The 18,203-nt window shown below is 67.8% G+C and carries 22 protein-coding genes; 9 read left to right on the forward strand and 13 right to left on the reverse strand.

Features of this window, described 5'->3' with window-relative positions:
* Positions 1-58: 58 nt before the first annotated feature.
* Both moaA and A5740_RS02600 read right to left on the reverse strand, forming a co-directional pair.
* Positions 59-1,126 carry a GTP 3',8-cyclase MoaA gene (moaA, locus tag A5740_RS02595; RefSeq protein WP_076191253.1) on the reverse strand — a complete coding sequence of 356 codons (1,068 nt, stop codon included), beginning with the start codon at positions 1,124-1,126 and terminating at the stop codon, positions 59-61.
* Positions 1,123-1,515, reverse strand: coding sequence for a YccF domain-containing protein (locus A5740_RS02600; protein ID WP_076191255.1), 393 nt, complete (start codon positions 1,513-1,515; stop codon positions 1,123-1,125). The genes moaA and A5740_RS02600 overlap by 4 nt, the downstream gene beginning before the upstream one ends.
* Before the next feature lie 163 nt (positions 1,516-1,678).
* Between A5740_RS02600 and A5740_RS02605 the strand changes: the two genes are divergently transcribed.
* On the forward strand, positions 1,679-2,089 hold the full coding sequence (locus tag A5740_RS02605) for a cold-shock protein (RefSeq protein WP_076191256.1): 411 nt from the start codon (positions 1,679-1,681) through the stop codon (positions 2,087-2,089).
* A gap of 85 nt (positions 2,090-2,174) precedes the next feature.
* Positions 2,175-3,179 (forward strand): glutathione S-transferase family protein, encoded by a 1,005-nt coding sequence (locus A5740_RS02610; protein WP_076191258.1) that lies wholly within the window; start codon positions 2,175-2,177, stop codon positions 3,177-3,179.
* On the opposite strand, the gene A5740_RS02615 is transcribed toward A5740_RS02610, so the two are convergent.
* On the reverse strand, positions 3,168-3,674 hold the full coding sequence (locus A5740_RS02615) for a DUF2771 domain-containing protein (RefSeq protein WP_076191413.1): 507 nt from the start codon (positions 3,672-3,674) through the stop codon (positions 3,168-3,170). The two genes, A5740_RS02610 and A5740_RS02615, sit on opposite strands and share 12 nt — an antisense overlap.
* Positions 3,671-5,299, reverse strand: coding sequence for an MFS transporter (locus tag A5740_RS02620; protein WP_254849058.1), 1,629 nt, complete (start codon positions 5,297-5,299; stop codon positions 3,671-3,673). The genes A5740_RS02615 and A5740_RS02620 overlap by 4 nt, the downstream gene beginning before the upstream one ends.
* 141 nt (positions 5,300-5,440) lie before the next feature.
* Between A5740_RS02620 and A5740_RS02625 the strand changes: the two genes are divergently transcribed.
* Positions 5,441-6,223 (forward strand): DUF3027 domain-containing protein, encoded by a 783-nt coding sequence (locus A5740_RS02625; protein WP_076191415.1) that lies wholly within the window; start codon positions 5,441-5,443, stop codon positions 6,221-6,223.
* Between the two features lie 7 nt (positions 6,224-6,230).
* Here A5740_RS02625 and A5740_RS02630 read toward each other — a convergent pair whose 3' ends face one another.
* Positions 6,231-6,683, reverse strand: coding sequence for an SRPBCC family protein (locus A5740_RS02630; RefSeq protein ID WP_076191262.1), 453 nt, complete (start codon positions 6,681-6,683; stop codon positions 6,231-6,233).
* A 9-nt stretch (positions 6,684-6,692) separates the two neighbouring features.
* A complete protein-coding gene (locus A5740_RS02635) occupies positions 6,693-6,953 on the reverse strand; it encodes a DUF2530 domain-containing protein (RefSeq protein WP_076191264.1) in 261 nt (86 codons plus the stop codon).
* Between the two features lie 85 nt (positions 6,954-7,038).
* Between A5740_RS02635 and A5740_RS02640 the strand changes: the two genes are divergently transcribed.
* Genes A5740_RS02640 through A5740_RS02650 form a run of 3 tightly spaced genes read left to right on the forward strand, consistent with a single transcriptional unit; the run spans position 7,039 to position 8,584 of the window.
* Positions 7,039-7,470: a MarR family winged helix-turn-helix transcriptional regulator gene (locus tag A5740_RS02640; protein ID WP_076191266.1), complete on the forward strand. Its 432-nt coding sequence runs from the start codon at positions 7,039-7,041 to the stop codon at positions 7,468-7,470.
* Positions 7,467-8,288 (forward strand): RNA methyltransferase, encoded by an 822-nt coding sequence (locus tag A5740_RS02645; protein WP_076191268.1) that lies wholly within the window; start codon positions 7,467-7,469, stop codon positions 8,286-8,288. Before A5740_RS02640 ends, A5740_RS02645 begins: the two co-directional genes overlap by 4 nt.
* A 20-nt stretch (positions 8,289-8,308) precedes the next feature.
* Entirely contained in the window at positions 8,309-8,584 is a 276-nt protein-coding gene (locus tag A5740_RS02650; protein ID WP_076191270.1) for a DUF2537 domain-containing protein, read from the forward strand.
* Positions 8,585-8,655: 71 nt separating this feature from the next.
* On the opposite strand, the gene A5740_RS02655 is transcribed toward A5740_RS02650, so the two are convergent.
* From A5740_RS02655 to serC, 3 genes are all read right to left on the reverse strand, one after another.
* The gene (locus A5740_RS02655) at positions 8,656-9,591 is read right to left on the reverse strand and encodes a type IV toxin-antitoxin system AbiEi family antitoxin domain-containing protein (RefSeq protein WP_076191272.1); all 936 of its coding nucleotides are present in this window, start codon (positions 9,589-9,591) and stop codon (positions 8,656-8,658) included.
* A gap of 124 nt (positions 9,592-9,715) precedes the next feature.
* Positions 9,716-10,519: a septation protein SepH gene (sepH, locus tag A5740_RS02660; RefSeq protein ID WP_076191274.1), complete on the reverse strand. Its 804-nt coding sequence runs from the start codon at positions 10,517-10,519 to the stop codon at positions 9,716-9,718.
* Positions 10,520-10,590: 71 nt separating this feature from the next.
* Entirely contained in the window at positions 10,591-11,697 is a 1,107-nt protein-coding gene (serC, locus tag A5740_RS02665) for a phosphoserine transaminase (protein WP_076191276.1), read from the reverse strand.
* Positions 11,698-11,833: 136 nt separating this feature from the next.
* Between serC and A5740_RS28165 the strand changes: the two genes are divergently transcribed.
* From A5740_RS28165 to A5740_RS02680, 3 genes are read left to right on the forward strand one after another with little or no spacing between them, the layout of a single operon-like run.
* Positions 11,834-12,091, forward strand: coding sequence for a hypothetical protein (locus A5740_RS28165; RefSeq protein ID WP_139334890.1), 258 nt, complete (start codon positions 11,834-11,836; stop codon positions 12,089-12,091).
* A 16-nt stretch (positions 12,092-12,107) separates the two neighbouring features.
* Entirely contained in the window at positions 12,108-13,130 is a 1,023-nt protein-coding gene (locus A5740_RS02675; RefSeq protein WP_076191280.1) for a diiron oxygenase, read from the forward strand.
* A 7-nt stretch (positions 13,131-13,137) separates the two neighbouring features.
* A complete protein-coding gene (locus A5740_RS02680) occupies positions 13,138-14,796 on the forward strand; it encodes a 4Fe-4S binding protein (RefSeq protein ID WP_076191282.1) in 1,659 nt (552 codons plus the stop codon).
* Here A5740_RS02680 and A5740_RS02685 read toward each other — a convergent pair.
* From A5740_RS02685 to A5740_RS02700, 4 genes are read right to left on the reverse strand one after another with little or no spacing between them, the layout of a single operon-like run.
* Positions 14,793-15,311, reverse strand: coding sequence for an AAA family ATPase (locus A5740_RS02685; RefSeq protein WP_076191283.1), 519 nt, complete (start codon positions 15,309-15,311; stop codon positions 14,793-14,795). The genes A5740_RS02680 and A5740_RS02685 overlap by 4 nt on opposite strands.
* Positions 15,301-16,053 (reverse strand): energy-coupling factor transporter transmembrane protein EcfT, encoded by a 753-nt coding sequence (locus A5740_RS02690; protein ID WP_076191285.1) that lies wholly within the window; start codon positions 16,051-16,053, stop codon positions 15,301-15,303. The genes A5740_RS02685 and A5740_RS02690 overlap by 11 nt, the downstream gene beginning before the upstream one ends.
* A complete protein-coding gene (locus A5740_RS02695) occupies positions 16,050-17,534 on the reverse strand; it encodes an ABC transporter ATP-binding protein (protein ID WP_076191287.1) in 1,485 nt (494 codons plus the stop codon). The genes A5740_RS02690 and A5740_RS02695 overlap by 4 nt, the downstream gene beginning before the upstream one ends.
* Positions 17,531-18,148 carry an ECF transporter S component gene (locus A5740_RS02700; protein WP_076191289.1) on the reverse strand — a complete coding sequence of 206 codons (618 nt, stop codon included), beginning with the start codon at positions 18,146-18,148 and terminating at the stop codon, positions 17,531-17,533. The genes A5740_RS02695 and A5740_RS02700 overlap by 4 nt, the downstream gene beginning before the upstream one ends.
* Positions 18,149-18,203: the final 55 nt, after the last annotated feature.

Genomic DNA, 18,203 nt, shown 5'->3' on the forward strand with positions numbered 1-18,203 from the left:
CTGCGGCCGCGGCGGCGGCGAAATAGCGGATCGTCACGGCGGTCGTCTGGGGTGCCATCTAACCGCCGATCGCGCTCATCGGCCGCACGGGCTGCACGAAATCGGGGTCGTTGATGCCGTGCCCCGCCGGCTTGGCCCACATGGCCGTCCGCCAGGCCGCCTCGAGCTCGTCGTCGGAGGCCCCGCCCCGCAGCAGCGCCCGCAGATCGCTCTCCTCGGTGGAGAACAGGCAACTGCGGATCTGGCCGTCGGCGGTCAGCCGGGTGCGGTCACAGGCCGAGCAGAATGCATGGGACACCGAGGCGATCACCCCGACGGTGCCGGCGGGGTGGGCAGCAGACGCGGCGACCTGCCACAGCTCGGCGGGGGCCGATCCGCGCGGCAATTCCGAGGGCCGCAGATCGAAGTGGCGTCCCAGGGTGGCCAGGATCTTCTCGGCGTCGATCACCGTGCCGCGCTGCCAGGTGTGCCCGGCGTCCAGCGGCATCTGCTCGATGATCCGTAACTGGTATCCGCGATCGAGGCAGTAACCCAGCAGATTCACCGCATCGTCGAGGCCTGACACCGGATCGAGTACGGCGTTGACTTTCACCGGATTCAACCCGGCTGCCTTCGCCGCGGCCAGGCCGTCAAGGACGTCGGTGAGCCGGTCCCGGCGGGTGATCCGGGCGAAGTGCGCGGCGTCGACGCTGTCCAACGACACGTTGATCCGGTTCAGCCCGGCCCGCTTGAGCCCGGCGGCACGGCGGGCCAGACCGATGCCGTTGGTGGTCAGGGTGATCTCGGGACGGGGTGCCAAGGCGGCCGCGGCGGCCACCACGTCTTCGAGATGACGGGTGACCAGCGGCTCGCCGCCGGTGAACCGCACGCTGGTGATGCCCAGTCGGGTCACCGCGATGCGCAACAGCCGGCTCAGTTCGTCGGCGCTCAGCAGCGCGTCGCCGGGCAGCCAGTCCAGGCCCTCGGCGGGCATGCAATAGGTGCAGCGCAGATTGCACTTGTCGGTCAGGGAGACCCGCAGGTCGGTCGCCACCCGGCTGTAGGTGTCGATCAGTGGGCCGCTGGTCGGGGCCGGCTCGAGCGGCTGGCGGGTCACGGTCGGCAGTCCGAGTGAGGTCAGCGTCATGCCGGCACCTTCGCGGAGTCGACGGGAACGATCTCCTTGCCCAGCGGCACCAGCGACACGGGGATCATCTTCAGGTCGGCCAGGGCCAGCGGGATCCCGATGATGGTGACGGCCATGGCCGCGGCGCTGACCAGGTGTCCGATGGCCAGCCAGATGCCGAACAGCAGTACCCAGATGATGTTGCCGATCAATGCGCCGGGCCGGGTCCCGGGTTTGTCGACGATGGTGCGGCCGAACGGCCACAGGGCATAGGAGGCGATGCGCAGGGAGGCGAACCCGAACGGGATCGTGATGATCAGGACGAAACAGATCAGCGCGGCCAGCAGATATCCCAGCGCCAACCACAGGCCGCCGAAGATCAACCAGATGATGTTCAGTATCACTCGCATATGCGGCGTATCTCTCCTCCAGAGGTCCTGCCAGCCTACCGAGTAATCGAGGTGAACGACCGAGTCAGGCCAGAGTACGATCGCTGCATCGCGTCCCGGCGCCGTCGGGACGCGGTCTTTATGTGTGTACGTAGTTCTGACAAACGACGAGCGGGTGAGAGCAGTGCCGACCGGCAAGGTTAAGTGGTACGACGCTGAAAAGGGCTTCGGCTTCCTGTCCCAGGAGGAAGGCGAGGACGTGTATGTGCGGTCCTCGGCATTGCCCGCGGGCGTCGAGAGCCTCAAGGCCGGTCAACGTGTGGAGTTCGGCGTGGCTGCCGGACGCCGCGGACCGCAGGCGTTGAGCCTCAAGCTCATCGACCCGCCGCCGAGCCTGAGCCGCACGCGGCGTGAGGCCGAGCGCCCTGAGCACAAGCACACTCCCGACGAACTGCACGGCATGGTCTCGGACATGATCACGCTGCTCGAGGACATCGTGCAGCCGGAGTTGCGCAAGGGGCGATACCCCGACCGTAAGGTGGCCCGCCGGGTGTCCGAGGTGGTCAAGGCCGTCGCGCAGGAGCTCGACGCCTAGAACCCGCGCGCCGAACGCCGGCTTGTGTTCGATGATCCGTCGATTTCTCGAACACAAGCCAACTTTCGACGGGCATGCTGGGGCTATGAGCTATGTGGCTTCCGGTGGCGAATTCAACCGCGACACCAACTACATCACCACGCGCATCACGCGCGATGGTGCCGACGGCTATCCCGTCGAGGCCGGCCGGTATCGGCTGATCGTGGCGCGGGCCTGCCCCTGGGCCAATCGCACGATCATCGTGCGCCGGTTGTTGGGCTTGGAAGATGCGTTGTCGATCGGTTTTTGCGGCCCGACGCACGATGCGCGCAGCTGGACGTTCGACCTCGATCCCGGTGGGGTCGATCCGGTGCTGAAGATCCCGCGGTTGCGCGACGCGTACCTCAAGCGGTTTCCGGACTACGAGAAGGGCATCACCGTGCCCGCGATCGTCGAGGTGGCCACCGGTGAGGTGGTGACCAACGACTATGCCCAGATCACGCTGGACTTCTCCACCGAGTGGACGGAATTTCACCGCGACGGCGCCCCGCAGCTGTATCCCGAGCCGTTGCGCGCCGAAATCGACGAGGTGGCCCAGCGGGTCTACACCGAGGTCAACAACGGTGTGTACCGCTGCGGTTTCGCCGGTTCGCAGGAGGCCTACGGCAAGGCCTATGACCGGTTGTTCGCCGCACTGGATTGGCTGACCGAACGCCTGAGCACCCAGCGTTATCTGGTGGGCGACACCATCACCGAGGCCGATGTCCGGTTGTTCACCACGCTGGCCCGGTTCGACCCGGTGTATCACGGCCATTTCAAGTGCAACCGGTCCAAGCTCAGCGAGCTACCGGTGTTGTGGGCGTATGCGCGGGATCTGTTTCAGACGCCGGGGTTCGGTGACACCATCGACTTCGTCCAGATCAAGCAGCACTACTACATCGTGCATTCCGACATCAACCCGACGCAGATCGTGCCCAAGGGGCCGGATCTGGCGAACTGGTTGACGCCGCACGGCCGGGAATCGTTGGTCGGCAGGCCTTTCGGTGACGGCACCCCGCCCGGGCCGACGCCCGAGGGGGAGCGGGTACCGGCCGGGCACTCAGCGAGCTGACGCCGGTTCCGGCCAGACCGTGCTGACCGACCATTCGGCGTGCGGCAGCGCGAACTCGTTGCCGTCCTGGTCCTGCACCAGGGTCAGCAGTTGGACGGCCAACCCGGTGAGCCGGCCGCGGTTGGGGTCGACGGTGGGAATGGTGACGGCCAGGGTGGTCTTGGGCGCGTAGTACGAGACCGTCGTGTCGATCGGGTTCTCGTAGACGCGCAGCAGCCGCCACGGAGCCCGCCCGATCGCGCTGGACACCGACAGCTGTACCGGGCTGTCCTCGTTGACCGGCAGTTGGCCTGTTTCCCGCGGTTCCGAGCAGTCGTCGAGGTTGAGCACGGGGCAGTACTGGAACGGGCCGATACGCACCGAGTGCCCGTGTGAGTACGCGCTGATCTGCGGCAGCTGATCGCCGTGGCCGCGGCTGAGTTTCCAGATGCCGACGCCGGTGCCGACGATGGCCAGGACCACGACGGTGGCCAGCACCGTCAGGGTGCGCTTCACCGGGCCTCCCACTGCGGGGCCGACGGGGCCGACGGCGCTGCGGTCGATGACCTGCCGCCCTGTCGGGCGGCCAGCACCGGGCGGTTGCCGCCGAGGCCGGGAATCAGCGATTCACCGCGATAGCTCACGATTGTCTGCGCCAGACCGAGTATCAGCACGGCCGTGATCGTAGTGAACCCGACTGAGAGGTCTGTATAGATCAGCACTCCGGCGGCTCCGCCGGCCACCCAGGCCAGCTGCAACACCGATTCGGACCGGCCGAAGGCCGAGGCCCGCGAGGCCTCGGGCAGGTCATCCTGCAGCGACGCGTCCAGGGACGCCTTGGCGATGGCGCTGGCGGCCGATGTGACGAGCGTGGCCCCGGCCGCCACCAGAAGGTTTCCGGTGAGCGCGGCGATCAGGGCAGCGGCGGTCACCGCGGTCGCGGCCCGGACCACCAGTTGTGCGGGACGGCCGAGTTTGAGCCGGGCGGCGGCGATGTTCCCACCGAAGTTGCCGATGCCGGCGGCGGCGCCGATGAGCCCGAGGATCAGCAGCTGTTCCCAACCGCTGGCGTCGTGCGACTTGGCGACGAAGGCGGGGTACAGAAACAGGAAGCCGACCATCACCTTGATGGTGCAGTTGCCCCACAGCGCGGTGATGGTGTTGCGGCCCAACGGTTGCCGGGCAGCTTTGGGCTTACCGGGCTTACCAGACTTTCCCGGCTGGCGGCGCAACCCGCCGGGTTCTCCGTGGTAGCTCAGGGTCGTGGGCACCTCGCCCTCGGTGACCTCGACCCATTTCGGGATCCGCATGGACAGCACCGCACCGGCCGCGGTGACCGCGACGACCACGTACAGCGCGCCGGGCAGTTGCGCGACGTTGAACAGATACTCGGCGCCCGCCGCGATACCGCCGCCGACGATGGTGCCGCCGAGAAGACCGAACGTCGTCAGTCGCGAGTTCACCCGGACCAGGTCGATGGACGGCGGCAGCACGCGCGGGGTGACCGCGCTGCGCAGCACCGAGAAGGATTTGGACAGCACCATCATGCCGAGCGCGCACGGGTAGAGCACCCAGGACGGATAGCTTCCGGTGGCGCCGTCGTAATTGGCGATCAGCACCACGATCAGTACGGTGCGCAACGCGAATGACGCGGCCAGCGCCATCCGTCGGCCGTGTTGCAGGCGGTCGAGCGCGGGCCCGATCAGCGGCGCGATCACCGCGAACGGCGCGATCGTGATCAGCAGGTACAGCGCGACCTTGCTCTTGGACTCGCCGCTGGCCGCGGCGAAGAACAAGGTGTTGGCCAGGGCGACGGCCATGGCCGCGTCGACAGCGAAGTTCGCCACCACGGGCCAGGTCAGCGCGGTCAGCCCGGATTTGTCGGCGCCGTCGGCGGTGGCGGCGCGGTGCACGAAACCGTACATGCGGGTGCCCATTTCGCGGCTCCGTGCGGCGGCCGCACGGGTGACGGTGACCTTCTCACCGGTCGCCGAGCCGGCCCCGCGGGATGGCGGCGGTTCGTCCTGCCGGGAGTACGCGGTGGTGTGTTGCTCGTCGAGCGGTGGCAGCCAACGGTTGGCACTGGGCACCGATTGCCGGCGTGGCCGGCGCGGCGTCTCATCGCTGGGGTAGTTGGCCATTCCGGGATGTTCCGCACCGTGATCGGCCGGTGGCCGCGGCGGGTAATAGGTCACCCCCCGATTCTCTCCTATCCGCCGCCGCAGTGGCCGACAGGCAACCGGTGTGGCCCGAGGTTGCCCCGGTCAGGCACTATGGAGGCGATGGAAAGCGTGACCGAACCAGCTGAGCAGCCTGCCCAAACCCTTCCGGCGTCGCCGTCGGAGGAGCAGAAGGCGGTGCTGTTGGGCGCCAGCGAACAGGCCCGCGCGGCGCTGATCGAGTTCAGTGGCCAGGGCGCGGTGGGGGAATACCTCGGCGCGAGCATCGAGGATTCCTCCTCGGCCACGCATCGATTCCTGGCTGATCTGCCTGGTTACCGCGGCTGGCAGTGGGCTGTCGTGGTGGCCGCCTACCCGGGCGCCGATCACGCGACGATCAGTGAGCTGGTGCTGGTTCCGGGCCCGACGGCGCTGCTGGCGCCCCAGTGGGTGCCGTGGCAGGACCGGGTGCGTCCCGGCGATCTCGGCCCGGGCGATCTGCTGGCTCCGGCCCCGAATGATCCGCGGCTGGTGCCGGGGTATGTGGCCACCGGGGATCCGCTTATCGACGACACCGCGCTGGAGCTCGGCTTGGGCCGGCGCCAGTTGCTCAGTGAATGGGGCCGCGGGCAGGCAGCGCAACGTTGGCACGACGGTGATTTCGGGCCCGGTTCGGCGATGGCCCGCTCGACGCGCCGGGTCTGCCGCGACTGTGGCTTTTACCTGCCGCTCGGTGGCGCGCTGGGCGTGATGTTCGGTGTCTGCGCCAATGAGTTGTCCGCCGACGGGCATGTGGTGGAGGCCGAGTACGGCTGCGGCGCCCATTCGGACACGCCGCAACCGCCGGGCACCGGGTCGCCGATGTACGAACCGTACGACGACGGTGTACTCGATCTCGCCGACTGAGGCGGGCTCAGCTTTCGGCGGCGGCCTTGATGCGTGCCAGCGAGGCGTTCATCCCGTCGACGAGCTCATCCTCGAAGCTGGGCACCCCGCCCATGAGGGCGTTGACCAGAGCGTTGGAGATCGCCGTGGTGCCGTTCTCGGCGTGCCGGGTCTCGGTCACCCGGGTGCCGGTCGCCGTCGGCTCGAGTTCGTAGCTCCACACGGTGTTGTTGGCCTCCACCAGGAACGCCAGCTTCTGCTTGTCGATCACCTCGGTGAGGCGTGACGTGGTGGGCCAGAACAGGAACTTGCGCCGGTTGAGGTTCAGTGTGCGGGTGCCGGGACGCACCGGCCCGAGCGGTTTCATCAGCCGGCACTGCGGGCTCCACTGCGGCATCAGACGCAGGTCCGAGATCAGTCCCCATACCTTGTCGACGGGCGCGTCGATGTCGATGCTGGCTTGCAGTAGTGGTGCGGCCATGGTGTCTCCTCAGGTCAATCCGCTTTGCGCGCCGCGGGATCCACGTCGCACGGCGCGGCGCTGGATCAGAAATATAGACGTGCCGAGAACACCGATCGCCAGCCCGGCCACGGTGAACGGCCGCCACTCGTGCAGCGCGTCCACCGTGAACGCCAGGACCGTGGCGATCAGCCAGCCCGCGGCGATCACCAGGATCACCGGCCACGGTTCCAGCAGCGCGGCAGGCAATGCCGGAGGTTGCGGCGCTGGGGCGTTGGTTTCCTCGGTCATCGCCGACCAACGTATCCGATCCGGTGGCCATTCATTGGTCTTGGTTTTAGCCCTTTATGCTCAACCGCTCAGTACTATTTGCGATGTGAAAGATCCGGAATCGGTGCTCGCGCATGACCTGGCGCTCGCAGTTGTGCGTCTCGCGCGCCAATTGCGTACGCGGCGTGCGGAATCCCCGGTTTCACTGACCCAGTTCTCGGCGCTGGCCACTTTGGTCAAGGAGGGCGCGATGACACCGGGCGCCCTGGCCGCGCGTGAGCGGGTACGGCCGCCCTCGATGACCCGGGTGATCGCCTCGTTGGTCGAACAGGGTCTGGTGATCCGGACCGCGCACCCGGTCGACGGGCGTCAGATCGTGGTGTCGGCGTCGCCGGCCGGTATGAGTCTCGTCGAGGCCGAACGCCGCGCCAGCCAGGAGTGGCTGATGGCGCACGTGTCCCGGCTGAACCCTGCCGAACGCCAGACGCTGCTGTCGGCGACCAGCCTGATGTCGGCCATGGTCGTCGAAGGCGCGTGAGTCTGCTGAACGTCATCGACATCGATGATCCGGCCGATCCTCGGTTGGACGACTTTCGCGACCTCAACAGCGTGGACCGTCGCCCCGACCTGCCCAGCGGCAAAGGCCTGGTGATCGCCGAGGGGGTGCTGGTGGTGCAGCGGATGCTGGCCTCTCGTTTCGTCCCTCGGGCGCTGCTGGGGACCGACCGGCGGCTGACCGAGCTGGCCGCCGACCTCGAGGGCGTCCAGGTGCCGTTCTACCGCACCAACGCGGACGTGATGGCCGCCGCGGTCGGGTTCCATCTGAACCGGGGTGTGCTGGCGTCGGCCTCACGGGCACCGGAATTGTCGGTGGCCGAGGTGATCTCCGAAGCGCGCACCGTGGCGGTGCTCGAAGGCGTCAACGATCACGAGAACCTGGGGTCGATCTTCCGCAACGCCGCGGGGCTGGCCGTGGATGCGGTGGTGTTCGGCGCCGGATGCGCCGATCCGCTGTACCGGCGTGCGGTGCGGGTGTCGATGGGCCATGCCCTGCTGGTTCCGTTCGCCCGCGCGTCCTCCTGGCCGGATGAACTGGAGCTTCTGCGAGACAACGGCTTTCGTTTGTTGGCCATGACTCCGGACCCGGCTGCGGCGACGCTGTCCGAGGCGATGACGCAGCTCGACGGGCAGCGGGTGGGCATTCTGGTCGGCGCCGAGGGCCCAGGTCTGACCGAGCGGACCATGCGTGCCAGCGACGTACGCGTGCGTATCCCGATGTCGCGCGGCACCGATTCGCTCAATGTCGCCACCGCCGCGGCGTTGGCGTTCTACGAGCGTGCCCGGCTCGGAGGTTGAGGTCGCGTTAGATTGACACCGTGACCGACGATTCCACGCCGTGGGGTACCGGCTTGACGGTGGCCGGATTTGTGGCCGCGGTGCTGGGCGCCGCGATCGTGGTGCTCGGCATGGGGCTGTTGCGGGTACACCCGCTGCTGGCGGTCGGACTCAACATGGTGGCTGTCGGTGGGCTGGCTCCCACGGTGTGGGGCTGGCGGCACCGGCCGGTGTGGCGATGGTTCGTGCTCGGCTCGGCCGTCGGGGTGGCCGGTGGCTGGTTGGTGCTGTTGGCCATCGGGTTGAGCCAAGCCTGAGCGGGTCCCCTCAGTGCTGAAGATTGGGGCTACCTGATGACCACAACCTTCAGCGTTGGCGGCTTTCCACGTCAGGCCGCCAGCTCAACGCGGCCGAACTCGCAGTGCGGCCCGCAGGCGTGGCCATTCACCGTGATCCCGTGTCGCCGCATCACCTGGGCGATCTTCCCGGCGGTCCGGCACGGTCGGTCGAATACCTGACGGTAGGACAGTCGGACGGTTGAGCGGCCGTCGACCGCGGCGTCCAGATCACGCTCGGAATCCCTGCTCCGGGCCGATGCCGTGTTGTGAAACAGGAGACCATCGAGTTCGATCACGAGCCGTTGACCGTACTCGACATCTCGGTAGCTCACTCCCATCGACGAGGTCGAGCGCTTCTGGCGGGTGGCCCTAGGCAACCCGTGCGCCCGTTCCACGCGATTGAGGTACCCGTGCTCCAGGACCGAGCAGGTGCCCTCGGCGATGTCGACAATCACCGCCCGTAGCCAGCGGCGTCTGCGAACCCGCTGACGAGCATCAAGGGCTCGCAGCAGACGTCGCGCGGTAGTCCGCCGCGACTGGCAAGCGTTGGCCAGCACCGCGATCGCCTCGAACTCGGATCTCGCCAGGCATGCCACATCAAGGGCGGCTTCTTCGAAACGCAGCCGTGGCGGCCCGACGTGCCAGAGCACCCGCTCTTCCAGGTGGGCCAGATGGTGGATGCGCACGCCGGGCGGCTCGGCCAGCACGCCCCGGTCGCGGGAGACTGCGACATGGATCACCGCGCCCTCGTCGGTCAACGCCGATTCCCGGCACAACGCCGCCGGAGCTGCGTAAAGCACTGCGGCCCAAGCTCGTTGCAGCCAGGTCAACGGCCCCGTGTGATCGATGTACACGCCGTCGTGGACCCGCGCCCATTCGTTGCGCCGGAGCAACCGGCGAATGTCGTGCTGCTGCAGCCCCGCATCCAGGGCTTGCCGACGCGAGACGACGCCGGACTGCTGCCGAAGCACGTCATCGATATCCACGCCGTCGATGCTCGCCGACCAGACCCGCTGTGACCAGACCCGTTCCGCGCACCTGGGGATAACTGCCAACGCTGAAGATTGCGGCTACCTGATGGCCGCAATCTTCAGCACTCCGCGAAAACGATCAGGGCTGAGTGCCCGACGACCGCACGCCCAGCAGCACGTCCTCCCAGGCCGGAACCGTCGCGCGGGCCTTGCGGCTGCGCTTCGGGGCCGGGGGAGTCGGCGCCTGCACTTCGGGCGCCGCGACCTGCTGGGCCTCGGAAGCGTCCTGAACCTCATGTGTCTCGTGGTCGTCGAACAGGTGCGGCACCGCAGCGACCGGGCGCAGCGGCCGGCCGAAGTCCGGGTTGATCAGCTGGCGGGCCGCGTCGTCGGAGGCGGTGACCGTGCCCCCGTGGGCGCCGGGGCTGAACCGGAAGTGGGCGACGTTGTCCGACCGTCCGGCCTTCCAGGCCAGCTGCACGGTCCAGCGGCTGTCCTCGTTGCGCCAGGCGTCCCACGCGATGGAATCGGGATCGAGGCCGCGGGCCACCAATGCCGTCGTGACCGTTTCCAGCAGCGTCAGCACGGCCGGTCCGTCGGCCAGTACCGGATGCGCCGCGGTGGCCAGTTCGGCCGCGCGGGCGCGCTCCAGCAACACCGGATGGGCGAACCGCTCGACCCGCTCGATCGGCACCCCGGCTGCTGTGGCCAACTGCTCGACCGATGCTCCGGCGCGGATCTTCGCCTGAATCTCCTTGGGTCGCAGCACGTTCTGCACCTCTACATCGATCTCGGACTGATTCGAGGTGACCGTGTCGCCGCGCATTGCCGCACGCAGCCGGTCGTCGACACGCAAGCTGAACATGTCCTTTGCGGAGTCGTCGGATTCGCAGATGATGCGCCTGCCGTCGACGTTCAATCCAACGACTCTGAGTTCTCGCATACCGACCAAACCTCCTGCGCGAACCCTACTGCGTTATCAGCCCGTGACCGCGCTGACACGCTGGGGAGGCCTCAGAGGTTCTGCACGACCCAGTCGACGCAACTGGTCAGCGCGCTCACGTCCTCGGGATCGACGGCCGGGAACATGCCGATCCGCAGCTGGTTGCGGCCCAGCTTGCGGTAGGGCTCGGTGTCCACGATGCCGTTGGCCCGCAGCACCTTGGCAACCGCGGCGGCATCGACCGAATCGCTGAAGTCGATGGTCCCGACGACCTGTGAGCGCAGCGCGGGATCGGTCACGAACGGCGTGGCGAACGACGACGCCTCGGCCCACGAGTACAGCCGCTGCGAAGAGTCGGCCGTGCGCTTGATGGCCCAATCCAGCCCGCCGTTGCCGTTGAGCCAGTCCAGCTGTTCGGCCAGCAGGATCAGCGTGGCGATGGCCGGGGTGTTGTACGTCTGGTTCTTGAGGCTGTTCTCCACCGCGATCGGCAGCGACAGGAAGTCGGGCACCCAGCGGCCCGATGCGCCGATCGCCTCGATGCGGGCCAGTGCCGCGGGGCTGACGATGGCCAGCCACAGGCCGCCGTCGCCGGCGAAGTTCTTCTGCGGCGCAAAGTAATACGCGTCGGTGTCGGCGATGTCGACGGGCAGGCCGCCGGCGGCCGAGGTGGCGTCGATCAGCACCAGCGCATCGCCGGCCGGGCGGGTCACCGGCACCGAGACGCCGGTCGAGGTCTCGTTGTGGGCCCAGGCGACGGCGTCGACCGACGGGTCGGACTGCGGCTCGGGGGCAGTGCCCGGGTCGGTCTTGATGATGATCGGGTCACCGATGAACGGGTTCTTGGCCACGCACGAGGCGAACTTGCTGCTGAACTCGCCGTAGGTCAGGTGCAGCGAGCGCTTGTCGATCAGGCCGAAGGCCGCGGCATCCCAGAACGCGGTCGAGCCGCCGTTGCCGAGGATGACCTCGTAGCCGTCGGGAACGGAGAACAGCTGGCGCAGCCCGTCGCGGACCCGGCCGACGAGATTCTTGATCGGTGCCTGCCGGTGGGACGTGCCGAACAGATCCCCGGCAGCGGCCAGCGCGGTCAGTTGCTCGGGGCGAACCTTGGAGGGGCCACATCCGAAACGGCCGTCGCGGGGCTTGATATCGGCAGGGATGATCAGTTCAGCCATACCGACCAGCCTAAAGTCGGCCGCTACCGCGTCAAAATTCGGGCACCGTCGGTGGTGACGGCCACAGTGTGTTCACCGCGGGGAAGGGTTTGGAGGCCCCGCGGGGGTGGTAATTCAGGAATGGCGAGGAGGCGTCATGCGTGGCGAGGATTTCCGCGGCAATCCGGTCCAAATCGGCGGCGGTGTGCCCGGCGGCAGCCTTGGTGACAATCGTCTGCAATGTTTCGGCGACCACCGATCGCGCGGCAGATATCGCTTCTACCTGGGCATCTGCCTTCAGGTGGACCGCGGCGCGTTCGCAGTTGGCAAACTTTTCAAATCAGGCGTGGACAATTACTCGATACCTGCGGTACCGTTGTACAACAAGTGGGTAGATGTAAACCTCAGACAATGATAGAGAGGTCTGCAACATGGCTCGGACCAAGACGGTCAGGCGTTGGCGCAAGAACATGGACGTCAGCGACGACATCCAGTACGTCGACATGCTCACCACACTGTCCGAGGGGTCGGTGCGGCGCAACTTCAACCCGTACCAGGACATCGCGTGGGACTCGCCGGAATTTGCCGTCGTGCCCAACGACCCGCGCTGGATCTTGCCGGCCACCGATCCGATGGGCGGCCATCCCTGGTACCAGGCGCAGCCCGTCGACCGGCAGATCGAGATCGGCATGTGGCGGCAGGCCAACGTCGCCAAGGTCGGCCTGCACTTCGAGAACATCCTGATCCGCGGATTGATGGAGTACTCGTTCTGGGTCCCCAACGGGTCGCCGGAATACCGGTACTGCCTGCACGAGTCGGTTGAAGAGTGCAACCACACCCTGATGTTCCAGGAGATGGTGAACCGTATCGGCAAGGATGTTCCGGGCATGCCGCGGTTGCTCAAGTGGCTGCAGCCGCTCATCCCGCTGGCCGCCGGCCCGCTGCCGATTCCGTTCTTCTTCGGCGTGCTCGCCGGTGAGGAGCCGATCGACCACACGCAGAAGAACGTGCTGCGCGAGGGCAAGGCCCTGCATCCGATCATGGAGCGGGTCATGGCGATTCACGTCGCCGAGGAAGCCCGCCACATCTCGTTCGCGCACCAGTACCTGCACAAGCGGGTGCCGAACCTGCGGCGCCGGCAGCGCTGGCTCCTGTCACTGTTCGTGCCATTGACCATGCGCATCCTGTGCTCGGCCATCATCGTGCCGCCGCGGGCGTTCTGGAAGGAATTCGACATTCCTCGCTCGGTGCGCAAGGAGCTGTTCTTCCGCGCCCCCGAGTCGCGCAAGATGCTGCGTGACATGTTCGGCGACGTCCGGATGCTGTGCACCGACACCGGTCTGATGAACCCCATCGCCAAGCTGATGTGGAAGATCTGCAAGATCGACGGGCCGCCGAGTCGTTACCGCAGCGAGCCGCAGCGCGAGCACCTGGTCCCCGTGACGGCTGCCTAGTCCTGTCATGCCCCATGTGATCACGCAGTCGTGTTGCAGCGACGGCTCCTGTGTCTACGCGTGCCCGGTGAACTGCATCCATCCCTCACCGGATGAACCGGGCTTCGCCACCGCCGAGATGCTCTACATCGATCCCGACGCGTGTGTGGATTGCGGCGCCTGTGTGAGCGCGTGCCCGGTGGGTGCGATCGCGGCCGATACCCGGCTGACCGAGAAGCAGCTGCCGTTCATCGAGCTCAACGCGGCCTTCTATCCGAAGCGCGAAGGCAAGCTGCCGCCGACGTCCAAGCTGGCGCCGGTGATCGCGGCGCCCAAGATCGAACGTCACGACGGCCATCTCACGGTGGCGATCGTGGGCTCGGGCCCGGCGGCCATGTACGCGGCCGACGAGCTGTTGACGCAGCGCGGGGTCCGGGTGAACGTGTTCGAGAAGCTGCCCACCCCCTACGGACTGGTGCGCGCCGGTGTGGCGCCGGACCATCAGAGCACCAAGCGGGTGACGCGGCTGTTCGACGTGATCGCCAAGCAGCCGGGTTTTCAATTCTTCCTGAATGTCGAAGTCGGCAACCATCTTTCACATGCCGACCTGTTGGAGCACCACCACGCCGTGCTGTACGCCGTGGGGGCACCCAACGACCGCCGTCTCGACATCGAGGGCATGGCGCTACCGGGCACCGGCACCGCCACCGAGATGGTGGCCTGGATCAACGGTCATCCCGAGTTCACCGATCTGCCGGTGGATCTGAGCCATGAGCGGGTCGTCATCGTGGGTAACGGCAACGTCGCGTTCGACGTGGCCCGCATCCTGACCACCGATCCGGATGTGTTGGCCCACACCGACATCTCCGATCACGCCCTGGCGACGTTGCGCTCGTCGAAGGTTTCCGAAGTGGTGATCGCGGCTCGCCGTGGCCCGGCGCAGTCGGCGTTCACGCTGCCCGAGCTGATCGGGCTGACCGCCGGCTGCGATGTCGTGCTGTCCGAAGAGGACCACGCGCTGGTGCTGGCCGATCTGGCCCGTGAATCTGATCCGCTGACCCGCAACAAGCTGGAGATCCTGGCCAAGCTCGGGACCGCCTCGGCCCCGATCACCCGGCCGCGAATCCGGTTGGCCTATCGGCTCACCCCGCAGCGCGTGCTCGGTGACGCCAAGGTCACGGGCATCGAGTTCGGTGTCACCGGCACCGACGAGGTGCGCACACTCGACACCGGTCTGGTGCTCACCTCGATCGGATACCGCGGCAAGGCGATTGCCGATCTGCCGTTCGACGACGTCGCCTCGGTCGTGCCCAACGAGGGCGGGCGTGTTGTCGGGGCGTCGGGTGCCTACGTGGCCGGCTGGATCAAGCGGGGGCCCACCGGGTTCATCGGCACCAACAAGTCGTGTGCGGCGCAGACCGTGCACCAGTTGGTCGCCGATTACAACGCCGGGGTGCTGACGGATCCGGTGCACAAGCCGTCCGCGTTGGACAAGCTGGTGCGGGCGCGTCAACCTGCCGTGGTCGACGCCGCCGGTTGGCAGGCGATCGATGCCGCCGAGATCGCTCGCGGCGGCGAGGACCGGCCGCGCGACAAGTTCACCTCGGTGGCCGACATGCTCGCCGCCGCCGCGGCTGCCCCGAAACCGACGGTGCGACAGCGGGTTCTGGCCGGCCTGCGCGGTTAATCGGGCGCGACGACGAGGTCGGCGCACGCCCGGGGTCGGAAGCGGGCGATGAACTCGTCCTCCTGAGCGGCCCACCGGTCCCAGTGCGGTCGGTACGTGTCACCGTCGCGTTCCAGTGCCCGGCGTTTGCGTTCGGCGTCGTCGGCGTCGACCCAGATGCCCAGGTCGGCCACGGCCCGGGTGGCGGGGGTGAGCGCGCCGATACCCTCCACGATCAACCGTTGCCCAGGTCCGACCTCGTGCCAGCCGCTCGGTGCTTCGGTGGCCCAATCCCACTGCCGCCAGCGGCCGGTGTGCCCGGCTGCCCGGGGTTCGAGCAGTGAGCGACGCACGTGGTCTGCGGCCCAGAGCAATCCATCCCAGCCGGGGTAGATGTCGTCGAGTCGGACAATCACACTGCCTTCCCACTCTCGGTGCAGCCGGCGCGCAAGTGTCGACTTGCCCGAACCTGAACGGCCGTCGATCAATACGGTCGTCGCGTCGGGGCCGAGGCGGCCCAGGATGTCAGCGAGCACCGATGAAATTCCACGTGCCACAGGTCATCGACACCCCGACAGCGACGGCAGCGATCACGATTCCGGCCGCGATCAGGGCGATTTCGCGCCCCCCGAACGGCGACGGACGGGCCCAGGTCCGGTTCGGATAGGCCCCGAATCCCCGGGCTTCCATCGCGGTGGCCAGTTTCGACCCGCGACGCACCGCGAAGACCAGCAGCGCGAAGGCTTGCCCGGCCAGGCGGCGCAGCCGGGCGTGGTCGGCCACGCCGCGTGCCCGGCGCGCGTACCCCAGGTATCGCCAGTCCTGTCCGAGCAGGCCCACCAGCCGCAGACCGGCCAGCGCGCCGAGCACGAACCGGGCCGGCAGCCGCAGCACCTGCCCCAAACCGTCTGCCAATTCCGTGGATTCGACGTCGATGAACAGGATGACCGAGGGCAGCGCGATCGCCAACACTCGCAGGAAGGTGGCCAACGCCAGGGCGATGGACGCGTCACTGACCGTGATGAGCAGGAAGTGCCAGTACACGGTTCCGGCGGCCTGCCCGTAGAGCAGGATGGTGATGGCGGTCAGTACGGCCGCGACGACGACGACGGCAGCGCGGGTCAGCGCCGCGCGCAGCTTGATGCCGATGACCGCGAACAGCACGAGCTCACCGATCAGTGCGGTCAGCGCTGACACCCAGTCCACCGACAGCACCAGGGCGCCGGCAACGATCACAGCGGTGAGCAACCGCGCGACCGGGTTCACCGTCCGTGTCATGACGCCCCCTGTGCCGGGAGCTCCCAGGCCGGCAGTTCGATCCGGCGGTCGGCCAGCAGTGCGGTGAAGTCGAGGTCGTGGGTGGCCGCGACGACGGCCGTGCCGGCCTCGGCGATCTCGGCCAGCAGCCGGATCAATTCCTCCCAGGTGCGGCGGTCCTGTCCGAAGGTGGGCTCGTCGAGGATGATCACCTTCGGCGCGGTGGCCAGCATGGTGGCCACCGAGAGTCGACGCTTCTCGCCGCCGGAGAGGGTGTAGGGGTTGACTGCCGCGAGGTGTGTCAGCCGCAGGCGTTCGAGCAATTCGTCGGTGCGGGTGGCGATCTCGGTGGCCGGAAGCTTGATCGCCTTGGGGCCCAAGGCGAGTTCGTCGCGCACCGTGGTGGTCAGGAATTGGTGTTCGGGGTCCTGGAAGACGGTGCCGATCCGGGTCAGCAGTTCCTTGGAACGCCACGTGATGGGTGCCCGCCGTGCCGGCGACGGGGCGAATGCGGCCTGCGCTTCGAGCCGCCCGGCGGGAACCGGCAGCAGGCCGCCGAGGGTCAGGGCCAGTGTGGATTTTCCCGCTCCGTTGGGACCGGTGATGACGGTGGTCTGGCCGGCTTGGATCTCGAACCCCAGCCCGACGTGCATCGGCGGGTAACCGGGGTGCGCGAGCGTCAGATCCTCGGCGTACAGCAGTGTTTCGGCGGTTGCGCTCCGTCGGCGGGTGAGCTCGGGCAGCGGGGTGTCGGGTACCCACACACCCGATCCGATCAGGTAGTCATGGTGGCGGCGGATGGTCTGCTCCGGTGTGCCGTCGGCGATCACCGCACCGTCGGGGCCGAGCACGATCACGCGGTCGATGATCGGCAGCCACACCTGGGTGCGGTGTTCGATGACGATGAGGGTGGCGCCGGTCTGCGCGGCCACATCGGCGACCGCGTCGCGAACTTCGAGCACTCCCTGCGGGTCGAGGTTGGCCGTCGGTTCGTCGAGCAGGATGAGACCGGGATTCATCGCGAGCACGCCGGCCAACGCCAGCCGCTGCTTCTGGCCGCCGGACAGCTCCGAGGTGGGTTGGGACACATCGAGTTTGAGCCCCACGGCGGACAGGGCGGTTCGGACCCGCGGCCAGATGCGGCCGCGTTCGACGCCGAAGTTCTCCATGCCGAAGGCCACGTCGTCACCCACGCGGGGCAGGATCACCTGCGCATCGGGATCCTGCAGCACCATGCCGATCCGGTGCCGCTGCCGGTTCGGCGCGGCCTCGTCGACCAGGAGGCTGCCGGCCTGATGCCCTTCCTCGGCGCCGCCGAGCAACCCGGCGATGCCGTGCAGCAGTGTCGATTTCCCGGCTCCGGATGGCCCGAGCAGCAGTACCCGTTCACCGGGGTCGATCCGCAGTTCGAGATCGTGCACGGCCCAGCTGTCGCGTCCGGCATGGCGCCAGCCCCAGTGGTGCGCCGTGACGGCGGCACCGACACCGTGCGGGGGGCTCATCGAGTGGTCGAGCCGATCCGTCCCGAGGCAAACCGGCTCAGCGCCCCGGTTCTCGCCAGGCCCCGCACGGCGAACCAGGACAGCAGACCGGCCACGAGAATGCCGGAGACGATCGCCGAGGCGGTGTAGATCGTCGCGAACATCCTCGCCGAAGCGGGATACCACAGGATGAGATCGTTGACGGCCAGGGCCAATCCGGCGACCCCGCCGGCGAGCAGGGCGACGGGCAGTCCCCAACGGCGGTAGAGGAACACGGCGAAGACCAGCTCTGCGCCGAGGCCTTGCACCAGACCGGATTCGATGGTGAGCACACCCCACTGGTTGCCGACCAACGCCGAGACCGTGGCCGCCACGAGCTCGCCGTACAGCGCCGCGCCCGGCTTACGGATCACCAGGGCGGTGAGCACGCCGGCGAACAACCAGCCACCGGCGAGCAACGCCTGCAGACCCGGCAATGCTGCGGTCAACGGGGCGCTGATCGGATTGGACGCGATGTTCCACACGACGAAGACCAGGCCCGCTGCCGTCGCGAGGACGCTGGCGACGACGATGTCGACCACTCGCCAGCGCAGCGCGCGGGCAACCGGCGTGGTGTCGGCGGGCTGGGTGTTCATCGGTCTCCTTCGTACGAGGAGTTCAGTATGACGCCCCACCACCCCGGTGCCGCGA

The sequence above is a fragment of the Mycobacterium sp. GA-1841 genome (assembly GCF_001954135.1).
In the GTDB taxonomy this organism is placed as follows: domain Bacteria; phylum Actinomycetota; class Actinomycetes; order Mycobacteriales; family Mycobacteriaceae; genus Mycobacterium.